The 21,934-nt window shown below is 61.2% G+C and carries 15 protein-coding genes and 1 other RNA gene; 4 read left to right on the top strand and 12 right to left on the bottom strand.

Translation table 11 applies throughout. The features are described from left to right. Positions 1 to 320: 320 nt before the first annotated feature. The 9 genes from HW554_RS02645 to HW554_RS02605 all read right to left on the bottom strand — a co-directional run bounded on the left by HW554_RS02645 (position 321) and on the right by HW554_RS02605 (position 11,971). Complete coding sequence (locus HW554_RS02645; protein ID WP_176906794.1) at positions 321 to 1,670, bottom strand: VPS10 domain-containing protein; 1,350 nt, start codon at positions 1,668 to 1,670, stop codon at positions 321 to 323. A gap of 329 nt (positions 1,671 to 1,999) precedes the next feature. Next, a complete protein-coding gene (locus tag HW554_RS02640) occupies positions 2,000 to 3,358 on the bottom strand; it encodes a M28 family metallopeptidase (protein ID WP_176906793.1) in 1,359 nt (452 codons plus the stop codon). 169 nt (positions 3,359 to 3,527) lie between these two features. After that, entirely contained in the window at positions 3,528 to 4,814 is a 1,287-nt protein-coding gene (locus HW554_RS02635) for a beta-ketoacyl synthase N-terminal-like domain-containing protein (protein WP_176906792.1), read from the bottom strand. Continuing rightward, entirely contained in the window at positions 4,807 to 6,129 is a 1,323-nt protein-coding gene (bioA, locus tag HW554_RS02630; protein ID WP_176906791.1) for an adenosylmethionine--8-amino-7-oxononanoate transaminase, read from the bottom strand. The genes HW554_RS02635 and bioA overlap by 8 nt, the downstream gene beginning before the upstream one ends. A gap of 116 nt (positions 6,130 to 6,245) precedes the next feature. Next, positions 6,246 to 6,866 carry a dethiobiotin synthase gene (gene bioD / locus HW554_RS02625; RefSeq protein ID WP_176906790.1) on the bottom strand — a complete coding sequence of 207 codons (621 nt, stop codon included), beginning with the start codon at positions 6,864 to 6,866 and terminating at the stop codon, positions 6,246 to 6,248. 52 nt (positions 6,867 to 6,918) lie between these two features. Next, entirely contained in the window at positions 6,919 to 8,871 is a 1,953-nt protein-coding gene (locus HW554_RS02620; protein WP_176906789.1) for an LTA synthase family protein, read from the bottom strand. A 177-nt stretch (positions 8,872 to 9,048) separates the two neighbouring features. Continuing rightward, complete coding sequence (locus HW554_RS02615) at positions 9,049 to 9,648, bottom strand: hypothetical protein (protein ID WP_176906788.1); 600 nt, start codon at positions 9,646 to 9,648, stop codon at positions 9,049 to 9,051. Between the two features lie 184 nt (positions 9,649 to 9,832). Beyond that, positions 9,833 to 10,987 (bottom strand): alanine dehydrogenase, encoded by a 1,155-nt coding sequence (gene ald / locus HW554_RS02610; protein ID WP_176906787.1) that lies wholly within the window; start codon positions 10,985 to 10,987, stop codon positions 9,833 to 9,835. Between the two features lie 210 nt (positions 10,988 to 11,197). Then, positions 11,198 to 11,971 (bottom strand): DUF1573 domain-containing protein, encoded by a 774-nt coding sequence (locus HW554_RS02605; protein ID WP_176906786.1) that lies wholly within the window; start codon positions 11,969 to 11,971, stop codon positions 11,198 to 11,200. 209 nt (positions 11,972 to 12,180) lie between these two features. Here HW554_RS02605 and HW554_RS02600 point away from each other — a divergent pair, with 209 nt between their 5' ends. After that, positions 12,181 to 14,604: a thiamine pyrophosphate-dependent enzyme gene (locus tag HW554_RS02600; RefSeq protein ID WP_246285074.1), complete on the top strand. Its 2,424-nt coding sequence runs from the start codon at positions 12,181 to 12,183 to the stop codon at positions 14,602 to 14,604. Between the two features lie 87 nt (positions 14,605 to 14,691). On the opposite strand, the gene HW554_RS02595 is transcribed toward HW554_RS02600, so the two are convergent. Further along, positions 14,692 to 15,297, bottom strand: coding sequence for a hypothetical protein (locus HW554_RS02595; protein ID WP_176906785.1), 606 nt, complete (start codon positions 15,295 to 15,297; stop codon positions 14,692 to 14,694). A gap of 105 nt (positions 15,298 to 15,402) precedes the next feature. Between HW554_RS02595 and HW554_RS02590 the strand changes: the two genes are divergently transcribed. Both HW554_RS02590 and HW554_RS02585 read left to right on the top strand, forming a co-directional pair. Further along, on the top strand, positions 15,403 to 16,413 hold the full coding sequence (locus tag HW554_RS02590; RefSeq protein ID WP_176906784.1) for an acyl-CoA synthetase family protein: 1,011 nt from the start codon (positions 15,403 to 15,405) through the stop codon (positions 16,411 to 16,413). Between the two features lie 40 nt (positions 16,414 to 16,453). Further along, positions 16,454 to 18,073, top strand: a complete 1,620-nt coding sequence (locus tag HW554_RS02585; protein WP_176906783.1) for a hypothetical protein — start codon at positions 16,454 to 16,456, stop codon at positions 18,071 to 18,073. A 157-nt stretch (positions 18,074 to 18,230) separates the two neighbouring features. Here the strand turns inward: HW554_RS02585 and HW554_RS02580 are convergent, their stop codons facing one another. Both HW554_RS02580 and rnpB read right to left on the bottom strand, forming a co-directional pair. Beyond that, positions 18,231 to 19,409 (bottom strand): sigma-54-dependent transcriptional regulator, encoded by a 1,179-nt coding sequence (locus HW554_RS02580; RefSeq protein WP_176906782.1) that lies wholly within the window; start codon positions 19,407 to 19,409, stop codon positions 18,231 to 18,233. Positions 19,410 to 19,706: 297 nt separating this feature from the next. Beyond that, positions 19,707 to 20,196, bottom strand: an RNA gene (gene rnpB / locus HW554_RS02575) — RNase P RNA component class A. A 425-nt stretch (positions 20,197 to 20,621) separates the two neighbouring features. Between rnpB and HW554_RS02570 the strand changes: the two genes are divergently transcribed. Further along, the gene (locus HW554_RS02570; RefSeq protein WP_246285073.1) at positions 20,622 to 21,845 is read left to right on the top strand and encodes a S8 family serine peptidase; all 1,224 of its coding nucleotides are present in this window, start codon (positions 20,622 to 20,624) and stop codon (positions 21,843 to 21,845) included. The last annotated feature ends 89 nt before the right edge of the window (positions 21,846 to 21,934 follow it).

The raw sequence follows: 21,934 nt of genomic DNA, 5'->3' as shown, positions 1-21,934 counted from the left end.
CCTGGGCAGGACCGGCGCTGGCATGTTCGAAAGGAAACACGGGGAACTATGTACACAGACTTAGAGCGACAGTCGGGTCGAAGCGCGTCTCTTCGCTTTGCTGCCCGATAGTCTCTCCACTGGCCGTCTGCTGCCGCCTAAGTCCGGTTTCAGCCGGAAAGCAGGGCCAGCCGAGTGGGGCAAACCAGGAAACGAGGGCCATTAGCAGGCCGATTGGTGAGGTCCGGCGCGTTGGTAGCCGCCGGTATGCGCCGCGTTCGGGGCGAGTAGGAAAGGGAAAAAAAGCGGAATTAACCCCCGTGCCTCCAGACCGGCCGGGCTTACTGCACCTGCAGCTTCTGGCGGGCCGTACCGTTGGTACCAGCTACTTCGAGCACGTACAATCCGGCTTTCTCGCGGCTCAAATTCAGCTCCAGTGGTACGCTGCCGGTCCAGTTGTGCTGGCTCACGAGGCGGCCGGTCACGTCGAGTATCCGCACCTGGACGGCGGCTCCGAAGGGCTGGGCTACCCGCAGGCTGCTGCGGCCCCCTTCTGCCGGGTTGGGCACCACCCGCAGGCCCGCCTGCAACGCCGCATCGGTTCCGCGCAGGCCAAGCACCGTGCTACCGAACTTGTTAAGGCCATTGCCCCGTGGGTTGTCGATAGAGCCCCGAAAGCCAGTGCTCCAGCCCACCGTAGGGCTCACAAAATCGACCACAAAGTGGTTGATCTGATTCTCCAGATTAATCCAGGTCTGGCCGTTGTCGCGCGAGTACGACGAACCCTGGTCGCCGTTATCCTCATCGTACCCCACCGAAACATACTGATTGGTGCCGGGCACCGCGCTGATGGAAACGCCGTGCAGCGGGCCGCTGTAGTTTACCGGGTTCCAGGTCTGGCCCCCGTTGTTGGTCCGGAACAAACGGTGGTTGGTGCTTCGCTCATTTAAGCTCAGGGCCAGACCGTTCTGCTGGTCGCGAAAATGGATGTGCGTAAGTTCTGTCTCCCCTATAGTAAACACAGCCCAGGTCTGGCCGCGGTCAGTAGAGCGGAATACGCGCCCCTCATCGGTGCCCAGCCAGATGCTGTTGCCTACAGTGGCGGGCGACAGTACGATGGGGTATTCGTTGGGGAGCGTGGCCGGGGTGCTCACGGCCGTCCAGCTCTGGCCGCCGTCGGTGGTGCGGTACACCTCCAAACTGCCGCCCGAGGTGAGACTCTCGCCCACTACCATGCCCTCGGTAGCAGAAAAGAAATGCACGTGACTGGCGTAGCTTCTGGGGCTGGCAAACAACACGCCGGCCCCCTGAGCTACCCAGTTCTGGCCGCCGTCGGTTGTTTTCAGCAGGCGGCTGCTGTCGTCGCCTTCGGTGTTGACTACCAATACCCAAGCCGTGCTGCCACTCACCGCGCTTAAGCCAACAAGCTGTTCTTCGGCGGTGGCGTTGAGAGGCAATGCCCGCACGGCCCAGCTCTGGCCCCCGTCGATAGAGCGGGCTAGCTGAGCCGGCACGTACGCGTCGCCCCCCGACAAATCGAGGGCAGCCGTCCAGACAGTATTAGCATCCACGGCCTCCAGAAAAAGGGCCGCGGAGGTTGGGTTGGCGAAAGAAATGGGCTGGTTGACCCACTGGGCTGAAGCCGTGAGGCCGGTACTCAGCAGCAACAAGGTGAATAAATTGGTTTTCATGTAATAAAGGATAAAGTGGAAAGGTGCCCGAAATATAACCTGAATGGGGCTGCAACCAACAGCTTATTCGCCTTGGTAAGCCTTTCGCTATAAGTTGGTTGCTCCTGCTCTTGGCAACCGGCTGTATTAGTTTGCAGAAACATGCCCCAACTGCATCGTAATAGCTGTACTCACCTCCTGTGGCTGGTTCTTGGGCCGATGCCAACGTACGCAACCAGCGCGCAGCAACTGCAAACCGAATACGCCCCAAACCAAGAGCAGCCACCGCAATTCTGCAGTAGCCGCTCACGCTAAAAGGCAAACAAGGCCGGCCGGAAGCGGCCCCGCGCTTAGCGCACCGGTACGGGTAGCACCGGCAGGCTTTCGTGGCCCTCCGCGTCTACGCTCACCACCCCAAACAGGAAGTTGTCCTTGTTATAGGGCAAATCGGCTTTGAGGTCGGTTACGAAGAACTTCTGCTCCCACTCGGAGGCGTTGGTGGGGCGCATGAGTACGTAGTAGCCGACCGGCTTTTCGCCCGCAGCGGGGGCTTCCCACTGCAGTTCGGTGCGGTTGGTGAGCTTGGCCGTGAGCACGCCCACGTTGCGCGGGGCCGCTGGGGCAAGGGCCAGGCTGGCCAGCGTGGCCAGGTTTACGCCGGTGTTCTGGCGCAGGTAGGCGAAGTCCATAAACTTGGCCAGGTCGCCGTATTCCTCGCCGTTTTCGGTGCGCAAATCCTGGTGCTGGTGCCGGAAATCCTCGTTCACCTCCGTGAAGCGTACCGCCGTGAAGCCCTGCTGATTGAAGGGCGTATGGTCGCCGCCGCGCAGAAACCGGTCGGGGCGGTACACCAGCACTACCTCGTGGCCGGGTACGTACTGCTTGGTGGCCTCGCGGGCGTAGCGGGCCAGCAGGCGGCTGGGCGAATCGTTTTCCGAACTGAGCGTGCGGCGCATCCGGGCCTGCTCGGGCGTTTCGTTGGCCGGAATGCCTTCGCTCAGTACGCGCAGCTGGGTGGTGTTTTTGATGGTCGGGTCGTGGCCGGTCGAGTTGCCCACGATGTCGTTGTTGAGCATGGCCACCAGGTTCCAGCCCTCCTTCTTGGCCCGCTTGGCCATGTGCGTCGAGCCGTAGAGGCCCTGCTCTTCGCCCTGCACGGCCACGAAAATTATAGTGGCCGGAAACTGCTGCTGGCTCATCACGCGGGCCAGCTCCATTACGGCCACCGTGCCCGAGGCGTCATCGTTAGCGCCGGGCGCGTCGGCCGTGGCGTTCATCACGTCGCTCACCCGCGAGTCGATGTGGCCGCTGACGATGAACACGCGCGTGTCGGTGGGGTCGGTGCCGGGCAGCGTGGCCATCACGTTGGCCATGACTACAGGCGCGTTGATGCGGCGGCCGTCGGGCTTGATGGTAAACGTATCCTGCTCGACCTTAAGCCGGCCGCCGCTGGCCTTGCTGTACTTGCGGAATTCGCTTTCCACCCAGTTCCGGGCCGCCCCGATGCCGCGCTTCTTGCTCTTGGTATCGGAAAGCGTGTGGCGCGTGCCGAAGCTCACGAGCTTATCCACGTCGTCGCGCAGGTTCTTCTCTGAAACCTGCTGGACCATCTGCAGGATGAGCGGGTCGGGCGTGGTGGCAGGCTTGGTCTGGGCGAAAACGGGGACGGTCAGGCCCAGGCCGAGCAGCAAAAGGAGGGAGCGGGACATAGTAGGGTGGTGGTTGGGATGGGAAATATAAGGCGGCGTGAGGGATGTAGCGCGAAGCTCCAGCTTCGCGCGTCGTTGCTGACAGCCAAACGACATCGTCCAAGGGTACGGAGTGCCGCTGAAACTCCAACGATTTTTTTGCAGCGGTACACGAAGCTGGAGCTTCGCGCTACACCCCCAAAGACACAACCACACTCGCCGCGTTGCCCCCGAAGCCGGCCGCATTTACCAGCACCCGCCGCACCGGCCGCTCGCAGGGGCCGTTTACATCGGTAGCAAAGGGCGGCGTGGGCCACGTTTGGGTTTCGAGGACATACAGGGCAAAATCCAGGCTGAGCGCGGCCGAAGCGCCCAGCGTGTGGCCCAACAGCCACTTGTTCGACAGCAGCAGCGGCAACTGCTCACCAAATATCGCCCGTAGTGCTTCCCGCTCGGCCGCATCGCCAGCCGGGGTGCCGGGCGAGTGCAGCACCACCGCGTCAATTTCGGCTGGGGCTACGGCGGCCTGCTGCAGCGCCGCCCGAATGGCCTGCTGGAAGTGCTGGCCGTCGGCCGAAAGGCCGGTTTTGCTGCCAAGTGCCTCGAAGCCAAACCCCACGCCTTCGAGCAGCAGCGCCGTTTTGCCAGCTTTCTGCAGCGCCGCCCGGCTCCCGCGTTCCACCACGAAAACGGCCGCGCCCTCGCCCAGTACAAACGTGGAGGGCCGGCCCGTTCCCGGACGGCAGGGCCAATCGGTTGCCCCGAAAGGCGAATAGATGCCGATGGCCCGCATCTGGGCCAGCGTGAAGGCCGTGAGCGGGGCCTCGGTGCCGCCGGCCAGAAACCGGTCGGCCATGCCGGCGCGCAGCCAGGCCACGGCGTTGCCCAGGGCCTGAAATGCGCTGCTGCAGGTGCTGGAGTGGCTCAGGGCCGCTGCGCCCGCTTGCCCGGCGTCAAAGGCCACCCAACTGGCCACATTGCCCAGCGTAGTAAGCGGCGAAGCAGCAGCTGGCACCCGCCCTTCGGCCAGAAACTCAGCATGAAATTCTTCCAGCCGCCCCGTCGCGCCCCGGCTGCTCCCGATGCTGACGGCTAGATTATCAGTTGCCAGTTGCCAGTGGTTAGTTGTCAGGTCAGTTGTCAGGTTGTTCCTACTGATGATATTATCGGCTGGCAACTGACCACTGCCAACTGGCAACTCAATCCTAGCAGCTGATAACTGCCAACTGGCAACTGCCTGCCGGGCGGCCAGCATAGCCAGCAGCACGGTGCGGTCGAGCTGGCGGTAGGCGGGGCGCGACTGGCGGAGCGCGGCTACAGCGGCTTCGGCCGCGGCCGGTAGCGCCGCCACGGGCAAACCCGCCGGATGCGCGCTGAAGGGTGAGGCCGCCACGCTCCAATCCGACTCCAGCCCCAGCGCTGATACCCGGCCCCGGCCCCGGATGACGATTACGGTATCCGAATCGGGGTTAATCATGCAGGATGTGGGGCAGGTTGGCGGCGGGCACGAAATCCAGCACCAATTCGCGCATCTGGCGCAGCACGGCGTAGAGCAGCTCCAGCTCGGCATTGGTGGTGCAGTAGGGCGGCAGCAGGTACACCACGTTGCCCAGCGGCCGCAGCACTACGTGGTGGTCGAGGGCGAGCTGGTAGAAGGCGTCGCGCAAGCGGCTGAAGTAGCTGGTGCCTTCGCCGGGGTCGTACTCTACGGCCAGAATGGTGCCCCGGTGCCGCACCGCCCGAATGCCCGGCTGGCCTTCGACTTCGGTTTTAAAAGCAGCGTGGGCGGCGGCTATGCGCTGGCGCTGGTTGGTACAGTCGTCGGTGCGGGTGAGCTCCAGGCTGGCCAGGGCGGCGGCGCAGGCCACGGGGTTGGCCGTGTAGGAGTGGCCGTGGAACAGGGCCCGCATCTTGTCGTCGCTCAGAAAGGCGTCGTAAATCGGGGCGGCGCAGGTAGTGAGGCCCATGGCCAGCGTGCCGCCGGTGAGGCCCTTGGAAAAGCACATCAGGTCGGGCTGCTCGGTTAGCAGGCTGCTGGCAAACAGCGGCCCGGTGCGGCCAAAGCCGGTCATCACCTCATCGGCAATGGCCAGCACGCCGGCCGCGTGGCAGCGGCGCAGCATTTCGCTCAGCACCTCAGGCTCGTACATCACCATACCCGCCGTACCCAGCACCAAGGGCTCAAAAATAAAGCCCGCCACGTTGGGGTTCTGTAGGATTTCATCGAGCCGGGCCAGCACTTCGGCCTCGCGCCCCGGCACTGGCACCTCGATAAACTCCACCTCAAACAGCAGCGGCCAGAATGGCTCAGTGAAGGCCCCGCGGCTGCTCACGGCCATAGCCCCGAACGTGTCGCCGTGGTAGGAATCCTTGAAGCAGATAAACGTGCGTCGCTCAGGCTGGCCCTGGTTGTGGAAGTATTGGAGCACCATTTTCAGGGCCACTTCCACGGCTGTCGAGCCGTTATCGGAGTAGAACGCGCGGGCCTGGTTCGGGGGCAGCATTTCCAGCAGCTGCTCGGCCAGCTCCACGGCGGCGGGGTGCGTGAAACCAGCAAACAGCACATGCTCCAGGGTACGCAGCTGTTCGCTCACGCGGGCCGCAATGTGCGGATGGGCGTGCCCGTGCAAGTTCACCCACCACGACGAAATAGCGTCGAGGTAGCGGGTGCCGTCCTCCGCTACCAGCCAGCTGCCTTCGCCCCGGGTAATGGCAATGGGCAGCGGGGCGGTCTGCATCTGGGTGTAGGGGTGCCACAGCACGGCGGCGTCGCGTTCAGAAAGGGTAGGCATTTGGCAAAGGTAGCCCGGAGTCATTTCCCACAGATAAACGCCAGGAATTTCGCTGGATTCCATCGAGTCGTTCCAGCCCAAAAAATCCGCGCAATCAGCCGAAAAATCAGTGTCAATCAGTGATTAAACCACTCCCGGTACTCCGCCGCGTACCGCGCCACCACGGCCTCCGATACCTCCGGCTCCTCCAGTATCCGCGGCAGCACCGGGCCGTCGTAGTAGCTCAGAATAGCCTCCTCCGTCGCCGGGTTGGGCGCGCCGTTGAATACGAGGCCGCGCACCGGAATCTGCCGCATCCGCAGCGCTTCCAGCGTGAGCAGCGTGTGGTTGATGCTGCCTAAGTAGTGCCGCGACACTACCACCACGGCTACCCCCAGCTGCTGCACCAAATCGGCCACCGAAAAGCCGGCCGCCAGCGGCACCAGCAGCCCGCCCGCACCCTCTACCACGAGGTGGTTGGCCGTAGCAGGCAGCTCAAAATCGTCGGGCCGCAACGTGAGGCCCTCGGCAGCGGCGGCGGCGTGGGGCGAGGCCGGCAGTGCCAGCCGAAACCGCTCGGGCCAGAAGCGGCTGACTGGATTCGTAACGAGCCCGCGTACGGTGCCCGCGTCGGTGGTGGGCGTAAGGCCCGCCTGCACGGGCTTCCAGTAATCAGCCTGAAGTGCTTCAGTGAGTATGGCCGCGACTAGGGTTTTGCCCACGTCGGTGCTGATGCCAGTGATGAATAGTTTTTCCAAAAGAAAGTGAGTTAGTGAAACGGATGCCGCAGAAATACAGACTTTTTGGCCTCTACTTATACAGCGTATTATCGGCCAGCCCGTTCAGATAAAACTGCACACAGGCCTTCAACTCGTCGCCGTACTGGCGCAGCTTGGTGGGGTCGGGGTTAACGAGGGGCGTGGCGGGCAGTTGGTGGCGGCGGTAGGGGTAGAGGCGCACTTGGTTGTTGGCCGTCAGCTCGGTTACGTAGTCGGCATGCACCAGCCAGTAGCTGCCGCCGCTCAGAAACAGGGCGCGGCCGTTGGTGCCGGGGTCGAATACGGAGGAGCCGAAAGGCAGCAACTGACCCTCGGCGGGCAGACCCAGCAGGTCGAGCACGGTGGCCGGCACGTCGGCTTGCTGGCTGATGCGCGGGCGGGGTAGGGGCGGCAGCGGCTGGCCGGGGGCGAAAAGCAGCATGGGCGTTTTGTACTCGCCCAGCACATTCTGGTAGTCGGGCGCATCCGACTGCGAGGTATGGTCGGCCAGCAGAATGAACAGCGTATTGGCGTACCAGGGCTGGCGACGGGCGGTGGCAAAGAAGCGCCGCAGAGCTAAATCGGAGTACGCAATGGTGGGCTGAATGGCCAGCCGGCCGGTGGGCAGCTTGCCCTGGTACTTTGCCGGCAGCCCGAACGGCTCGTGGGCGCTGAGCGTGAACAGCGTACTGAAAAACGGCTGCTGCTGCCGGCTCAGCTGTCGGCTGAAATACTGCAGATACGGCTCATCGAAAATCCCCCAGTGCCCGTCGAAATCGGGGCTGCTAGCGGCGCCAGGATACTCATTGAGCCCAAAGTACTGTTGCATGCCGCTCATGCCGCCGAAGGTATTGAAGCCCATCGTGCCATTCTGGGCCCCATGGAACAGGCTGGTCTGGTAGCCGTGGCCGGCCAGGATGCTGCCCAGGCCGTGCAGCTTATTGGTCTGAAATGCAGAGGTGATGAAAGAGCCTTCCATCAGGCTCGGCAGGCCCGCCAGCACCGCCGGCAGCGCCTCGATGGAGCGGCGGCCGTTGGCGTAATGGTCGGGCAGCAGCAGCCCGCCGCCGCGGGTGGCCAGCGAGTCGAAGAACGGCGTATAGCCGCGCCGGCCGGGGTTTTCAACGCCTGTATATTCAGAACCCAAGCTTTCCAGAATGAGGATAACCACATTGCGGCCCGGCAGCGGCGCGGCGTTGCGCTTCGGCAGAGGCCGGGCCGCCAGCGCTGCCCGCAGCTGTTGGGGGGAGGCAAAATAGTCCTTGCGCTCGGGCGCGGCGTAGCCTAAACTCTTAAGGAAAGTGAACGTGCTGTTGAGCGCCAAATGCCCCAGCACTGCCGGCTGCTGCACGAAAGCGGCCCCGGTGCGCAGGGGCTTCAGCTGCAACCCGCCCCGAATACCCAGCACAACCAGCCCGGCCAATACTACAAGCTGCACTACCAGGGTAGCTATTCGCTTATAGCTGTTAGCTGTCAGCTTTTTGGAGTTGGATTGACCGTCGTCAGCTTGCGGCTTACGGCTTGTAGCTTGCGGCTCTCCGGTAGGCATCGGATAGAAGTACCACAACGCGGCCAACAGCAGACAGAAGGGCAGCAGCAGCCACCAGTAACTGAGCAGCAGCTGGCCCGCCTGCCGCTGCACATCGTCCCCGATGGTGCTCAACTCGTTGCTTGTGCGCCGGCCGATAAACCGGAAGTACTCCCAGTCCACCAGGTTCAGTAGCAACCCGAAGCCGTTGAGCAGCAGGTATACCCCTCGCACCAGCCGCTGCCAGTTGTGGCCACGGCCGGGCACCAGGCTCAGCAGCAGCCACGGGATGTTAAGGAGCAGCAGCGCCGACAAATCGAACCGGAAACCGTGCCAGAACGCCAGCGCCACCTGCCCCACCGGGGCCTCCCGGAATACGGCATAGTTCAGCCCGAAAAAGCCCAGCCGCAGCAGCAAGTACACCCCCAGCAGCAGCGCAAAACGACGAACCAGCAGACGCAGAAACTCGGTGGGCATAGGCTGATAATAGGTCAAAATAGTTGGAGGCACTGAACGGGTAGGGGCGGGGCTTGCCCCCGCCCGCCGTTGAACGATTCAAACCCGGACCGTTTAACGGCGGGCGGGGGCAAGCCCTGCCCCTACATCGTCCAGCTTGTTTCGACGATTTCGTCTAGCGGTAGACATATACAACTCCTACAGCGGCTCCAGCTTCACGGCCTGCCCATCGGGCAAGTCCTTTATCTGGCGGTAGAAATCGGCCAACCAATCGAGACGCTTGGCCACTGGTACGGCCTGCGTGGCGGGTATGCTGCGCCCGTTGGTAGCCAGGCACAGCGGCGGGTATAAGCTCAGCAGCTGCCCCGGCTGCAACATGCCGCCGGCCTGCTGAAAGGTTCGGAGCGGCTCCAGGCCCAGCGCATCCATCGGAAACTTCTCGGCCCCAAACAGAAAGTGCTTGAAATCCACATCGAGGTCGGCCAGCTCGCCGGTTTCGGTGTCTAGCAGCAGCACGGCGTCGCCGCGCAACAGGAACTGGTTGCCCACGCAGTCCTGCGCAAACGGAATGTCGGACTTGCGCAGCTCGCTGTAGGTGCGCCACAGTGCCCGCTCGCCCTGCCAGACCTGGGCCAGCGCGTGCCAGCCCGGTGCGGCCACGCAGCCCCGGATGTGCAGCCCGCCGAAGTAGGCCACCACGCCATTCTGCGCCCGCAGAAATGCCTGCAGGTAGATCGGTAGCCGCGCCAGCGTCACGAGGTCAGTCAGATCGCCGCCGGTATAGATAATACCCTTCATACGTTAATTTAAAAGTGGACTGTAGAGATGCATTCTTGCGTGTTGGCATTGAACGGTACCGTTGCTGCGTCGTCGTTCAGCGAGGAAATGCATGGATGCGCCTCTGAAATCGACCCGTAGTCTTACAGAAAAGCCTTTCCCGCACGGAGCGGAAAAGGCTTTTCAACGCAATCAGACAAAGACTTTATACCGACATGAAGGAGCTGTCCTCGAAGAGCACGGTTTCGTTGAGCACCTTGTTAACGTCCGTCAACTCCAGTCCCCAGGCGTCGGCCACGCCCTTGTACACTACCTTGCCATTCACCACGTTCAGGCCCATGCGCAGGTCCTCGTTCAGGAGGCAGGCCGCGCGCCAGCCCAGGCTGGCCAGTTTGAGGGCGTAGGGCAGCGTGGCGTTGGTGAGGGCCAGCGTGGAGGTGTAAGGCACCGCGCCCGGCATGTTGGCCACGCAGTAATGCACGATGTCGTCGATGATGAAGGTCGGGTCTTCGTGGGTAGTAGGCTTGCAGGTTTCGATGCAGCCACCCTGGTCTACGGCCACGTCCACGAGCACAGTGCCCGCCTTCATGGTTTTCAGCATGTCGCGCGTGATGAGGTGCGGGGCTTTAGCACCCGGAATCAGCACGGCACCGATGATGAGGTCGGCCGTTTTCACGGCGGCGCGGATGTTGTACTCGTTCGAGTACTGGGTGGTCACGTTTTTAGGCATGAAATCATCCAGCTCCCGCAGGCGGTTGAGGCTGATATCCATAACGGTTACCTGAGCGCCGAGGCCGGCGGCAATTTTGGCCGCCTGAGTGCCCACAATGCCGGCGCCGAGCACCAGCACTTCGGCTGGCTTCACGCCGGGTACGCCACCGAGCAGAATACCGCGGCCCTTCAACGGCTTCTCCAGGTACTTGGCACCTTCCTGCGGAGCCATCCGGCCGGCCACCTCGCTCATCGGAATCAGCAGCGGTAAAGCGCGGTTCGGCGACTCCACCGTTTCGTAGGCCAGGCACACAGCCTTGCGCTCGATCATGGCGTGGGTCAGCTCCTCGCCCGAAGCAAAGTGGAAGTAGGTGAACAGCAGCTGATTTTCCTTGATGAGCGGGTATTCCGAGGCAATCGGCTCCTTCACCTTGATAATCATCTCGGCCTTGGCGTACACATCCTCGATGGTGGGCAGCATGCTGGCACCAGCCTGCTCGTACTCCTCATCCGAGAAGCCACTGCCTTCGCCGGCCGTAGCCTGGATGTACACCTCGTGGCCGTACTTCACAAATTCGGCCGCACCGGCGGGGGTTAGGCCCACCCGGTTTTCGTTGTTTTTAATCTCTTTTGGAACACCAATCAGCATGGCTGGCAGCAGTAAAAGTGGGTGGGTGGAAATGGGTGGGTTAACAGGCCGCAAAGATACGGTGAGAATTGATGTCAAAGTAAAAAGGAACGTCATTCTGAGCGAAGCCGAAGAATCTCTACCGCTTCGTTGCGACCGATGGATTACTACTGCGGTAGAGATTCTTCGGCTTCGCTCAGAATGACGTTCCTTTTCTCAATTCTTACTCCTCTATTTAAACGGCACCGAAGTACCGCTTTCCTTGAGCATGCTACCGGCGTTCAGATCCTTTACCAGATCGGCCGTGAGCGTGAGCTTGGCGTCGCCGGTCAGGTCGTTGCTGGTGATGACCACGGCCTCCTGCTGCTGGCCTACCCGGCGCTGGTTGTACACCAACTCCACCACGGCCGTTTCGCCGGGCTTGATGGGGGAGGGCACGTTCTTATAGCCCACGCAGTAGCACCCCGACGTAATGGCGCTCAGCACCAGATCCTGCTTGCCACTGTTGGTTACTTTGAAGCGGGCCGTGAGCGTCTGGCCGGCTTCGGCCTTGCCGAAATCGTGGCGGGCGCGGTCCAGCGTCAGGCGCGGCGACTGGGCCAGCTGGGCGGGCGTGAGCTTGGAGCGCATCTGCTCCTTGTTCAGCACATTGCCTTTAATGGTGAGCACGGCACTGGGCGTAGTGGCATTGCTGACCACTGTTACGGTTTTGTTGAACACGCCGGGCCGGCCGGCGCTGCTGTACACGGCTTTCACCATACCGCTTTTGCCGGGCAGAATGGGCGTTTTGGTCCAGTCGGGCGTGGTGCAGCCACAGCTGGCCTGCACGTTGGCGATGATGATGGGCTGGTTGCCGGTGTTCTTGAACCGGAATTCATGGGAGGCCATTACGCCCTCCGGAATGGAGCCGAAATCGTGCTGCTCGCCCTGGAAGGTGAGCACGCCCTGGGCGTGGGCCGCCGTGAGCGTAGCAAAGCTGAGGAGCAGGAAAAGCAGGTGTTTCATAGGAGAAGATTTTTGGAAGTCGAAAGCACTTACCTGACGTTGTTGTTAGCCGATCAGTTCGCCGACCTTACGCAATCAAAGATACTCAACGAAATACACCCGCCGCGGCATCGGCCGCAAATCCGTACTTTTGTAGGCCTGTTTTCCGGGAAGCAGGTGCCCATCCCCTTGTCAGCCCCCGGTTTTCCATCCCACCCGCCGCCCCGTCTATGCCCACTACCGACACCGCCCCCGCTATGCCCGCGTCCGTTGCCTCGCTTACCAAAACCGATTTTCTGCACGATTACCGCCTGGGCTGGGAAAGCCGCCACGCCTCGCTGGCCGGCCGCAAGGAGGTGTTTATGGGCAAGGCCAAATTCGGCATCTTCGGCGACGGCAAGGAGCTGCCCCAGCTGGCCATGGCCCGCGCCTTTCGGGCCGGCGACTGGCGCGCCGGCTACTACCGCGACCAGACCTTTATGCTGGCTATCGGCGAGCTGACGCTGCAGCAGTACTTCGCTCAGTTGTATGCCCACCCCGATGTGGAAGCCGAACCCGCCACCGCCGGCCGCGCCATGAACGGCCACTTCGGCACCCGTTTTCTGGATGAGGACGGCAATTTCCGCGCCTCGGCGGAGATGAAAAACTCCTCGGCCGACATCTCGCCCACCGGCGGCCAGATGCCGCGGCTCGTGGGCCTGGCCTATGCCTCCAAGCTCTACCGCCAGAACCCCGAGTTGCACCAGTTCTCCGATTTTTCGGTGAACGGCAACGAAGTGGCCTTCGGTACCATTGGCAACGCCAGCACCTCGGAGGGCATGTTCTTCGAGGCCATCAACGCGGCCGGCGTGCTCCAGATTCCGATGCTCATCAGCGTCTGGGATGACCACTACGGCATTTCAGTGCCCGCCGAATACCAGACCACCAAGCAGAATATTTCGGAAATCCTGAAGGGTTTCCAGCGCGAAGGCGAAGGCCAGGATGGCTTCGAGATTTACCGCGTAAACGGCTGGGACTACCTGGCTTTGCTTGAAACCTACGAGCAGGCTGCTGAGGCCTGCCGCAGCCAGCACGTGCCGGCGCTGGTACACGTGCGCGAACTCACCCAGCCCCAGGGCCACAGCACTTCGGGCTCGCATGAGCGCTACAAAAGCACCGACCGCCTGAGCTGGGAGCAGGAGCACGACTGCCTGCTGAAAATGCGCGAGTGGCTGCTGGCCGACGGCCACGCCTCGGCCGAGGAGCTGGATGCCATCGAGAAAGAAGCCCAGCAACTCGTAAAAGAAGCCCGCACCGCTGCCTGGCAGGAGTTCTTTAACCCCATCAAGCAGGAGCGCGACGAGGTGGTAGAGCTGCTGAATAAGCTGGTGGCCGAAACCGGCACCGAAAACCAGCTCCACGAAATGGTGGAAGCCCTCAAACACAACACTACGCCCATCCGCGCCGACCTCGTGCGCACCGTGCGCCGCGCCCTGCGCCAGGTGCGCGAGCAGCGCAGCGCCAGCCGCCGCGAGCTACAGAACTGGCTGGAGCAAGCCCTGGCCGACAACGCCGACCGCTACAACTCCTACCTGTTCAGCCAGAGCGAAGAAGCCGTGGGCAACATCGAGGAAGTAGCAGTAGCGTATGCCGACGACGCGGCCTCCGTGGATGGCCGCGAGGTGCTGCAGGCCTGCTTCACGGCTAACTTCGAGCGCGATGCCCGCATTTTCGCCATTGGCGAAGACGTAGGCCGTATCGGCGACGTGAACCAGGCATTTGCAGGCTTGCAGGAAAAGTTCGGCGAGCTGCGCGTAACCGACACCGGCATCCGCGAGTGCACCATTATCGGGCAGGGCATCGGGGCCGCCATGCGCGGGCTGAAACCCATCACCGAAATCCAGTACCTCGACTACCTGCTCTACGGCATCCAGACGCTCTCCGACGATGTGGCCTGCCTGCAGTACCGCACTAAGGGCGGCCAAAAGGCCCCGCTCATCGTGCGTACCCGTGGCCACCGCCTCGAAGGCATCTGGCATTCGGGCTCGCCCATCCAGATGATTCTGGGCGCTATCCGCGGTATTCATCTGTGCGTGCCGCGCGACATGACCCAGGCCGCTGGATTCTACAACACGCTGTTGCGGAGCGACGAGCCGGCCATCGTGATTGAGTGCCTCAACGGTTACCGCCTGAAGGAGAAAATGCCCCAGAACCCCGGCGACTTCACCCTGCCGCTGGGCCGCCCCGAAACCCTGCTCCGCGGCGCCGACCTCACCATCGTCACCTACGGCTCGATGTGCCGCATCGTGATGGAAGCGGCCCAGCAGCTGGCCGAGGTGGGTATTTCGGTGGAGGTGATGGACGTGCAGACCCTGCTGCCCTTCGACACCGACCACCTGATTGTGGACAGCATCCAGCGCACCAACCGCGTACTGTTTGCCGACGAGGACGTGCCCGGCGGCGCTACCGCCTACATGATGCAGCAGGTGCTCGACGAGCAGCACGCCTACCGCTTCCTCGACTCGCAGCCGCGCTGCCTATCGGCCCAGGCTCACCGCCCGCCTTACGGCTCCGATGGCGACTATTTCAGCAAGCCGAGCGTAGAAGACGTGTTCGATGCCGTGTACGAAATCATGCAGGAAGCCGACCCTAAGCGCTTCCCGGCCATCTACTAAGAAGCGGCCTATAAAGCAAAGCGCCCGCCCCGGTAACTTCCGGGGCGGGCGCGCTACGAATGGCCTCTGGGGTAACTGGTCTGGCTACTAAGGAATGGTTACGGTTTCAGTGAATACCTCATTGCTGCGGTTCAGGGCCCGGTCCAGAATATTGATTTTAAACCGGATAGCCGTGCCGGGAGGCAGCGCAGAATTGGGAGGAATAGTAAAACCATAATAAATCTCGCCGCGCAACGGAGCGTTTCGATCACCTTGACTCTCAGGCGTCAGATTCGGATAGCGGCCGTTAAAATTGTATCCTACTCCGTTCGGCGTGAAGTCAACGAATGACCCATCTGTCTGGCGAATCTGCGTCTGACAGAAATAGTTATTGTAGGTAGGATTGATGGTTACACCATCGGGCAGCGTGGGATTGAAGGGTGGATCTACGTTGTCCTGGTCCAGCCCCAGATTCCCGTCGCCATCACGGTAGCCCAGTGTTACAAAAACACTGTCGAAGGGACCAAATCTGTTTACTATTGGCTGTATTGTGATGCTGCGGAACTCAATCTCCGGCGTGTCGGGATAATCGGGCGGACTGATGCAGGCTGGCACCGACAGGCCCAGCAGAGCCAGCAGCACTGCAAAACCCAGGGTCCGGAAAAGCGGTGTACGAGACGAGTGCATAGAAATGAGCGTAAAGAGAAAGGCCAAGGCAGCCGGTCGACAACGATGGAAAGGTAGTTTAAAGATACCGCATCTAAACGAACGAGCTGCCGTCCGCATTGTTCAACTTCTGGCTAACTGCCGGCTACAAAAATGAGTTTCCGCGAAGAACATTTGCACGCCCTACCTCGCCTGACGGCCGCCACCGCTCCGGCCGCAGCCTTGGCGCTGTTTCGCCACCAGGCCCGCCACTGCGCGCCCTACGCCGCCTACCTAGCCGCCTTGGGCCGCGACCCGGCCGCCGTGCAAACGCTGGCGCAGATACCCTTTCTGCCCATCGAATTCTTCAAGACCCATGATGTGCGCACCGTGCCCGGCCCCGCCGCCGATTGGCAACCGGCCGAAACCTTTCTCAGCAGTGGTACTACGTTGCAGCAGCGCAGCCAGCACCATGTGCGCGAGCCCACGCTGTACCGCCAGCACGCCCAGCGCATCTTTGAGCACTACTACGGAGCCCTTACCGGCTGGACCGTGCTGGCATTGTTGCCCTCGTACCTGGAGCAGGGCGGCTCGTCGTTGGTGGCGATGGTCGAGCACTTTGCGCAGGCTTCGGGCCAGTCGCAGCCGGCCTTTTTCCTGCACGACCACACGGCGCTACTTTCCGCTCTAGCCGAAGCCAAGCAGCAACCCGGCCGCAAAGTGCTGCTGATTGGTGTCAGCTACGCGCTGCTCGATTTCGTGGACGCCTACGCCGGCCGGCCCGAGCTACATGGCCTGACGGTGCTGGAAACCGGCGGCATGAAGGGCCGTCGCCGCGAGATGATTCGGGAGGAATTGCACGCCGAATTGCAGCGCGGTTTCGGCCCGGCCGGTATCCACTCCGAGTACGGCATGACCGAGCTGCTGGGCCAGGCCTACAGCTTCGGCGACGGCCGCTTCTGGGCCCCGCCGCAGCTGCAAATTCTGCTCCGCGACCCTTCCGACCCGTTCTCAGCGTCGGCCACCCGGGCCAGCGGCGCGCTCAATGTCATCGACCTGTCCAACATCGACAGCTGCGCCTTCGTCGAAACCAAAGACCTGGCCCGGCTGCACCCCGACGGCTCGTTTGAGGTGCTGGGCCGGCTGGATAATTCGGATATTCGGGGCTGTAATCAGCTGGTGTAGCCTCACCGCTGGCGTCTTTCTGTACTCCCAATCCCACCGCATGGCGTTGCCTGCTTCGTCTTTCTCCACGGTTTGGCGGCGCCGGGCCGAGCGGGTGTTTTTCGGGCTGCTGCTGGTGCTGGGCTTGCTGGTACACGCCGACTACGGCGTATCAACCGACGAGCCGGCCCATCACCTCAACGGCCTGGTGAATGTGAAATATGTGGCCGAGCTGGTGGTACCAGAGCTGGCGCGGCGGCAGGCTCAATACGCGCGTATCCCGGCCCTGGCCACCCACCCCGACCGCGACCATGGCGTGGTGTTCGAGATACCCGATAGCCTGCTGGGCTTGTTGGCGCAGGGCGACTCGGCCACCTACTACCGCCAGCGGCACTTGCTGATTTTCCTGGTGTTCATGGTAGGCGTTTGGGCACTGTACCGGCTGGCTGCCCGCTACACCCGCGACTGGCGCTGGGGTTTGGGCGCGGCCGCTGCCCTGGTGCTTTCGCCACGGCTGTTTGCAGAAGCTTTTTACAATGCTCAGGATATCGTTTTTATGGCCCTGTTCGCGGTGGCTATGCTCACGCTTGTGCGGCTGGTTGCGCGCCCCGGGGCCGGCCGGGCTGCTGTGCACGGGCTGGCCTGCGCGGCGGCCATCGACGTGCGCGTAGGTGGCGGGCTGCTGGTGGTTTTCACGCTGCTCGCCGTTGGCTGGCAGGTCTTCAGCAGCCCGGCCATTCGTCGTGCCACCTGGGTTCGTAGTGCCGGTGTCTATGTGCTTGTTGCCGCCGCCGCTGCGGTGGCCGGCTGGCCCTATCTGTGGGCCGATCCGGTGAGCCGGCTGCTGGAAGCATTGCGCCGAATGGGGCAGTTTCCGTGGCAGGGCCGCAACTTGTATCTGGGGGAGCTGTTGCCCGGTTCAGCTACGCCCTGGCACTATGTGCCGGTCTGGGTGGCCATCACCACGCCCTGGCCCTACCTACTGTTGGCAGCGGGTGGACTGGGTGCCGTTGCAGCTACCAGCCTCCGGTGTAGAGGCTATTTCCGAACGCGTACCGGGCAGTTTGATTGGCTGGTGCTGGGTTGGTTGCTTGGGCCAGTGTTGCTGGTAATCGGGCTGAACTCGGCGGTGTACAACGGGTGGCGACACCTGTATTTCGTGTATCCGGCGCTGCTGCTGCTGGCCGTGCGCGGCGGTCAGGCTGGCCAGGAGCTGGCCGGCCGCTACCGGGCGGGCCGATGGGTAGGAGCCGGAGTGGGTGTAGTGCTACTAGCCGGAATAGCGCACACAGCTTACCGCATGGTACGCGAGCACCCGCAGCAACAGGTGTATTTCAGCCTGCTACCTAACCAAACAGTAGCAAAGCAGTTCGACCGCGACTATTGGGGCCTGGCTTATCGGGATGGGCTGGAATGGGTACTGGCTTCCGATTCGGCGGCCCGCATACGAGTGGGAGCGGCCCGGCCCGATCTGCTCTACAATAACTCGCTCATTCTGCCCGCCGCTCAACGGGGCCGACTTGTGTTCGTCCGTCCGCCTTACCCGGCTGGCACCTACCTGTTCACCAATTACGCCCGCTACCAATATGGCCCCGGCCTGCTGCCATCCGATACGCTCGGCCACCAGGTGTACGGGCTGCGAGTAAACGGGCTGCCAGTGCTGGGCGTGTCCAAGCGTTGACGTTAGCGGGGGCGGCGGGTAGTTACCGGTAAAACTGTCATTCTGAGCGGAGCGAAGAATCTCTCGTGCCAAGGCAACTCCCGATAGCAGGAATACTTTGGCACGCGAGATTCTTCGCTCCGCTCAGAATGACAGTTCTTATCAACTGTAAATCAACCTACTTGCCCGCGAATGCCTTCGCATCGGCTTCGGTAATTGTGGCGTCGCTCATGATAACGAGGCGCTCGACCACGTTGCGCAGTTCGCGGATGTTGCCGCGCCAGTCGAGGCCCTGCAGGTAGGTGAGGGCCGCGTCGTCGATTTTCTTGGGTTTGTTGCCGTAGTCTTGGGCAATGTCTTTGAGAAACTTGTCGATGAGCAGGGGCACGTCGTCGCGGCGCTCATTGAGTGAGGGCACCGGAATGAGGATGACCGAGAGGCGGTGGTAGAGGTCTTCGCGGAAGCTGCGTTCGGCAATTTCCTGGAGCAAGTCCTTGTTGGTGGCCGCCAGTACGCGCACGTTCACCGAAATTTCCTTCTCGCCGCCCACGCGGGTAATCTTGTTCTCCTGCAGGGCCCGCAGCACTTTGGCCTGGGCCGAAAGGCTCATGTCGCCGATTTCGTCCAGAAACAGCGTGCCGCCGTCGGCCTGCTCGAACTTGCCGATGCGCTGCTTGATGGCCGACGTAAACGAGCCCTTTTCGTGGCCGAACAGCTCCGACTCAATCAACTCCGACGGAATGGCGGCGCAGTTTACCTCTACCATGGGGCCGCCGCTGCGCTGGCTTAGCTCGTGTAGCTGGCGGGCCACCATCTCCTTGCCCGCGCCATTAGGGCCGGTTATCAGCACCCGCGCATCGGTGGGGGCCACCTTCTCGATGGCCTTGCGCACGGCCTGCAGGCCGGCCGAGTCACCAATCATTTCCGAGCTTTTGGCCAGCTTCTTCTTGAGCGTTTTGTTCTCGGAAGACAGCTTGGTGGTTTCGGTGGCCAACTGCACATGGTCGAGGGCGTTGCGCACCGTTACGAGCAAGCGGTTGAGGTCTGGTGGCTTCTGGATGAAGTCGTACGCCCCTTTTTTGGTAGCTTCCACGGCCATTTCTACGTTGCCGTGGGCCGAAACCATGATGAAAGTGGAGTGGGGGGCCAGCACGCGGGCGCGCTCCAGCACTTCGAGGCCGTCCATCTTGGGCATTTTCACGTCGCAGAGTACCACGTCGTACTTTTCCTGGATGAGCATATCGAGACCCGTGGGGCCGTCGGCGGCTTCATCTACTTTGTAGCTTTCGTATTCGAGAATTTCCTTGAGCGTGTGCCGGATGGCTTTTTCGTCGTCGATTATCAGCAGGCGGGGCATAGCAGGGGGGTATGGAGCTGTTGAAGCTGTTTAGAAAGTCAAAAGGACGTCATGCTGAGCTTGCCGAAGCATCTCTACCGTTTCGTTACAGTCATTCAGCGAAGCGGTAGAGATGCTTCGGCAAGCTCAGCATGACGTTCTAATTGATTCCGGGTACTTCCTAAACAGCTTCGTTAGCTTTCGTTAAATGCAAGGTAAGGCCTTAATACGGAAGCTGTCAGCTAATAGCTATAAGCTAACAGCTAAGTGCAAACGCCAAAAAGCCGCCGCAACTGGTGTTGCGGCGGCCCTTTCAGGTGGTGTGATGAGTCTGTAAGCCGGGTTTTGTCCGCCTACCCGAGGGCAGGCGGCCCCACCATTTATCTAGGCCAGTCGTTGCCGAAAGGCTCCATCAACCTACCCGCCAGCGCCGGACGAGCCGCCCGGTGCCTTCCCCTGGAAGCGGGGCCGACGTGCTGGCTTATTTGGTCTTTCAACCCCTGAGGTTTACCCAGCCGACTTGGTCACCCAGCCGCTGGTGCGCTCTTACCGCACCTTTTCACCCTTACCTTTTTTTTAGCTGTTAGCTGTTAGCTGAGAGCTGTTAGCTTTTCGTTCAACGAAGGCTAACAGCTAATAGCTCTCAGCTAAAAGCTTAAAAAGAGGCGGTTATTTTCTGTGGCACTGGCTGTCCGACGCGGCTTTACGCTACGCCGTCCTTCCCGTTAGGAAGCAGGGTGCTCTGCGTTGCCCGGACTTTCCTCGTCACCATTCTTGCGTCCGGTACCGCGGTGGGGCGACCCATCACAGGGGCAAAGATAACAAACCATGAGGGGTCGATGCATTCAGTGGATCCCTAGGACGGGAAAGTGCCAAAACCAAATATTGAAAATAATAGATATTTTTAATATTGTGTATAAAGCTTATTAAGTATAGTTGATCAATATTTATGCATTGTTCTATCGTCTTTAAGGCTGTGTTTTCTGTTTTAGCTGTTTATAGAGTATTCTGAAAAACATGGCTTAAAATGCTTTATTGGATGTAAATGGTTGAAGATACGACTGATTTTAGTCAGTATTATTGAAGAATTTATAAGTGAGGAGAAATTTATAAAATTAAATCATATACATTGCGAATGAATAAGTTGCTTATTCAGGCTCCTGATTAAATAAGCCTTAGTACATAAAACAATAGTCTTTTCTTACCTTGTTTTTCCACCTTTTACCCAGTAGAATGCAGAATAAATCCTATAATGCCCGCCTTGCTATGTTGTTGAGCGCGTCTGCGCTTGTTGCCAGCGCCGCCTTCACTTCCTGTAGTAAAGATGGCGTAGAACCGGAAATAGCCGGTGTAGCGAAAAGCAGCAGCAGCAGCGACGTGCGGCAGGGAGCCAACCTGATTCCCGGCCAGTATATTGTGGTGCTCAAAGATGACGCCGTTAGCACGAGCAGCGGTGATTCATACACTGAGAAAGTGAAGAAGGTGAAGGCCGTGGGCCAGGGTGTGTTGCGGGCACGCGGTGCCCGGCCCGAGGCTATGGGCTACGCCTATGGCCATGCCCTCAAGGGCTTCTCGGCCACGCTGACGGCCCAGGAAGCCAAGCAGCTGCGCGCCGATGCCCGTGTTGCCTACGTAGAGCAGGATCAGATTATTGCGCTTGGTAAGCCCGTTAGTGGCGGTGGAACCACCGGCCCGGCCCAGACTACTCCTTATGGTATTACCCGCGTGGGTACCGCCGATGGTACGGGCCGCACGGCTTGGGTTATTGATACGGGCATCGACCTCGACCACCCCGACCTAAATGTGGACGTAGCCCGTAGTGTTACGTTCATCCCCAGAGCCCGTAGTGCGAACGACGGGAACGGGCACGGTACGCACGTGGCCGGTACCATTGGGGCCATCAACAACTCCATTGGGGTAGTGGGTGTGGCCGCCAACGCTACGGTAGTAGCCGTGCAGGTTCTCGATGCGCGGGGTAGCGGCTCCAACTCCGGTGTAATTGCCGGCGTCGATTATGTAGGTGCCAACGGTAAGGCCGGCGACGTGGCCAATATGAGCCTGGGCGGCGGCGTATCGCAGGCCCTCGATGATGCTGTGCTCCGCGCTTCCGCCGGCGGCGTCCTCTTCGCACTGGCTGCCGGCAACGAAACCGACGACGCCAACAACCACTCCCCGGCCCGCGTGAATGGCCCGAACATCTTCACGATTTCGGCCATGAACAGCACTGACTCCTGGGCTTCGTTCTCGAACTTCGGCAACCCGCCAATTGATTACTGCATGCCCGGCGTTGGCATCAACTCTACCTGGCTCAGCGGCGGCTACAACAGCATCAGCGGCACCTCGATGGCGGCTCCGCACATGGCGGGCGTGTTGCTCATGCGCGGCAAAAACTTCACCACCAGCGGCACCGTGAAAAACGACCCCGACGGTAATGCTGACCTGATTGCTCATCTGTAAGCTAAAGGACCACCGTTCAACAGAAAGGCCCGCCAATCGGCGGGCCTTTTTTATGGGCGCTGAGAGATGCCGATCGGGACGTTTTATAC

Origin of the sequence: Hymenobacter lapidiphilus (assembly GCF_013377885.1) — a bacterium.
GTDB lineage: Bacteria > Bacteroidota > Bacteroidia > Cytophagales > Hymenobacteraceae > Hymenobacter > Hymenobacter lapidiphilus.
The sequence above is the reverse complement of the archived record's forward strand: the minus strand, read 5'-3'. Positions and strand labels throughout refer to the sequence as shown.

Excerpts from the sequence above, each read along its gene's own strand:
- HW554_RS02645 (WP_176906794.1), bottom strand. The coding sequence starts at position 1,670 with ATGAAAACCAATTTATTCACCTTGTTGCTGCTGAGTACCGGCCTCACG.
- HW554_RS02640 (WP_176906793.1), bottom strand. The coding sequence starts at position 3,358 with ATGTCCCGCTCCCTCCTTTTGCTGCTCGGCCTGGGCCTGACCGTCCCC.
- HW554_RS02635 (WP_176906792.1), bottom strand. The coding sequence starts at position 4,814 with ATGATTAACCCCGATTCGGATACCGTAATCGTCATCCGGGGCCGGGGC.
- bioA (WP_176906791.1), bottom strand. The coding sequence starts at position 6,129 with ATGCCTACCCTTTCTGAACGCGACGCCGCCGTGCTGTGGCACCCCTAC.
- HW554_RS02620 (WP_176906789.1), bottom strand. The coding sequence starts at position 8,871 with ATGCCCACCGAGTTTCTGCGTCTGCTGGTTCGTCGTTTTGCGCTGCTG.
- HW554_RS02615 (WP_176906788.1), bottom strand. The coding sequence starts at position 9,648 with ATGAAGGGTATTATCTATACCGGCGGCGATCTGACTGACCTCGTGACG.
- ald (WP_176906787.1), bottom strand. The coding sequence starts at position 10,987 with ATGCTGATTGGTGTTCCAAAAGAGATTAAAAACAACGAAAACCGGGTG.
- HW554_RS02605 (WP_176906786.1), bottom strand. The coding sequence starts at position 11,971 with ATGAAACACCTGCTTTTCCTGCTCCTCAGCTTTGCTACGCTCACGGCG.
- HW554_RS02600 (WP_246285074.1), top strand. The coding sequence starts at position 12,181 with ATGCCCACTACCGACACCGCCCCCGCTATGCCCGCGTCCGTTGCCTCG.
- HW554_RS02590 (WP_176906784.1), top strand. The coding sequence starts at position 15,403 with ATGAGTTTCCGCGAAGAACATTTGCACGCCCTACCTCGCCTGACGGCC.
- HW554_RS02585 (WP_176906783.1), top strand. The coding sequence starts at position 16,454 with ATGGCGTTGCCTGCTTCGTCTTTCTCCACGGTTTGGCGGCGCCGGGCC.
- HW554_RS02580 (WP_176906782.1), bottom strand. The coding sequence starts at position 19,409 with ATGCCCCGCCTGCTGATAATCGACGACGAAAAAGCCATCCGGCACACG.
- HW554_RS02570 (WP_246285073.1), top strand. The coding sequence starts at position 20,622 with ATGCAGAATAAATCCTATAATGCCCGCCTTGCTATGTTGTTGAGCGCG.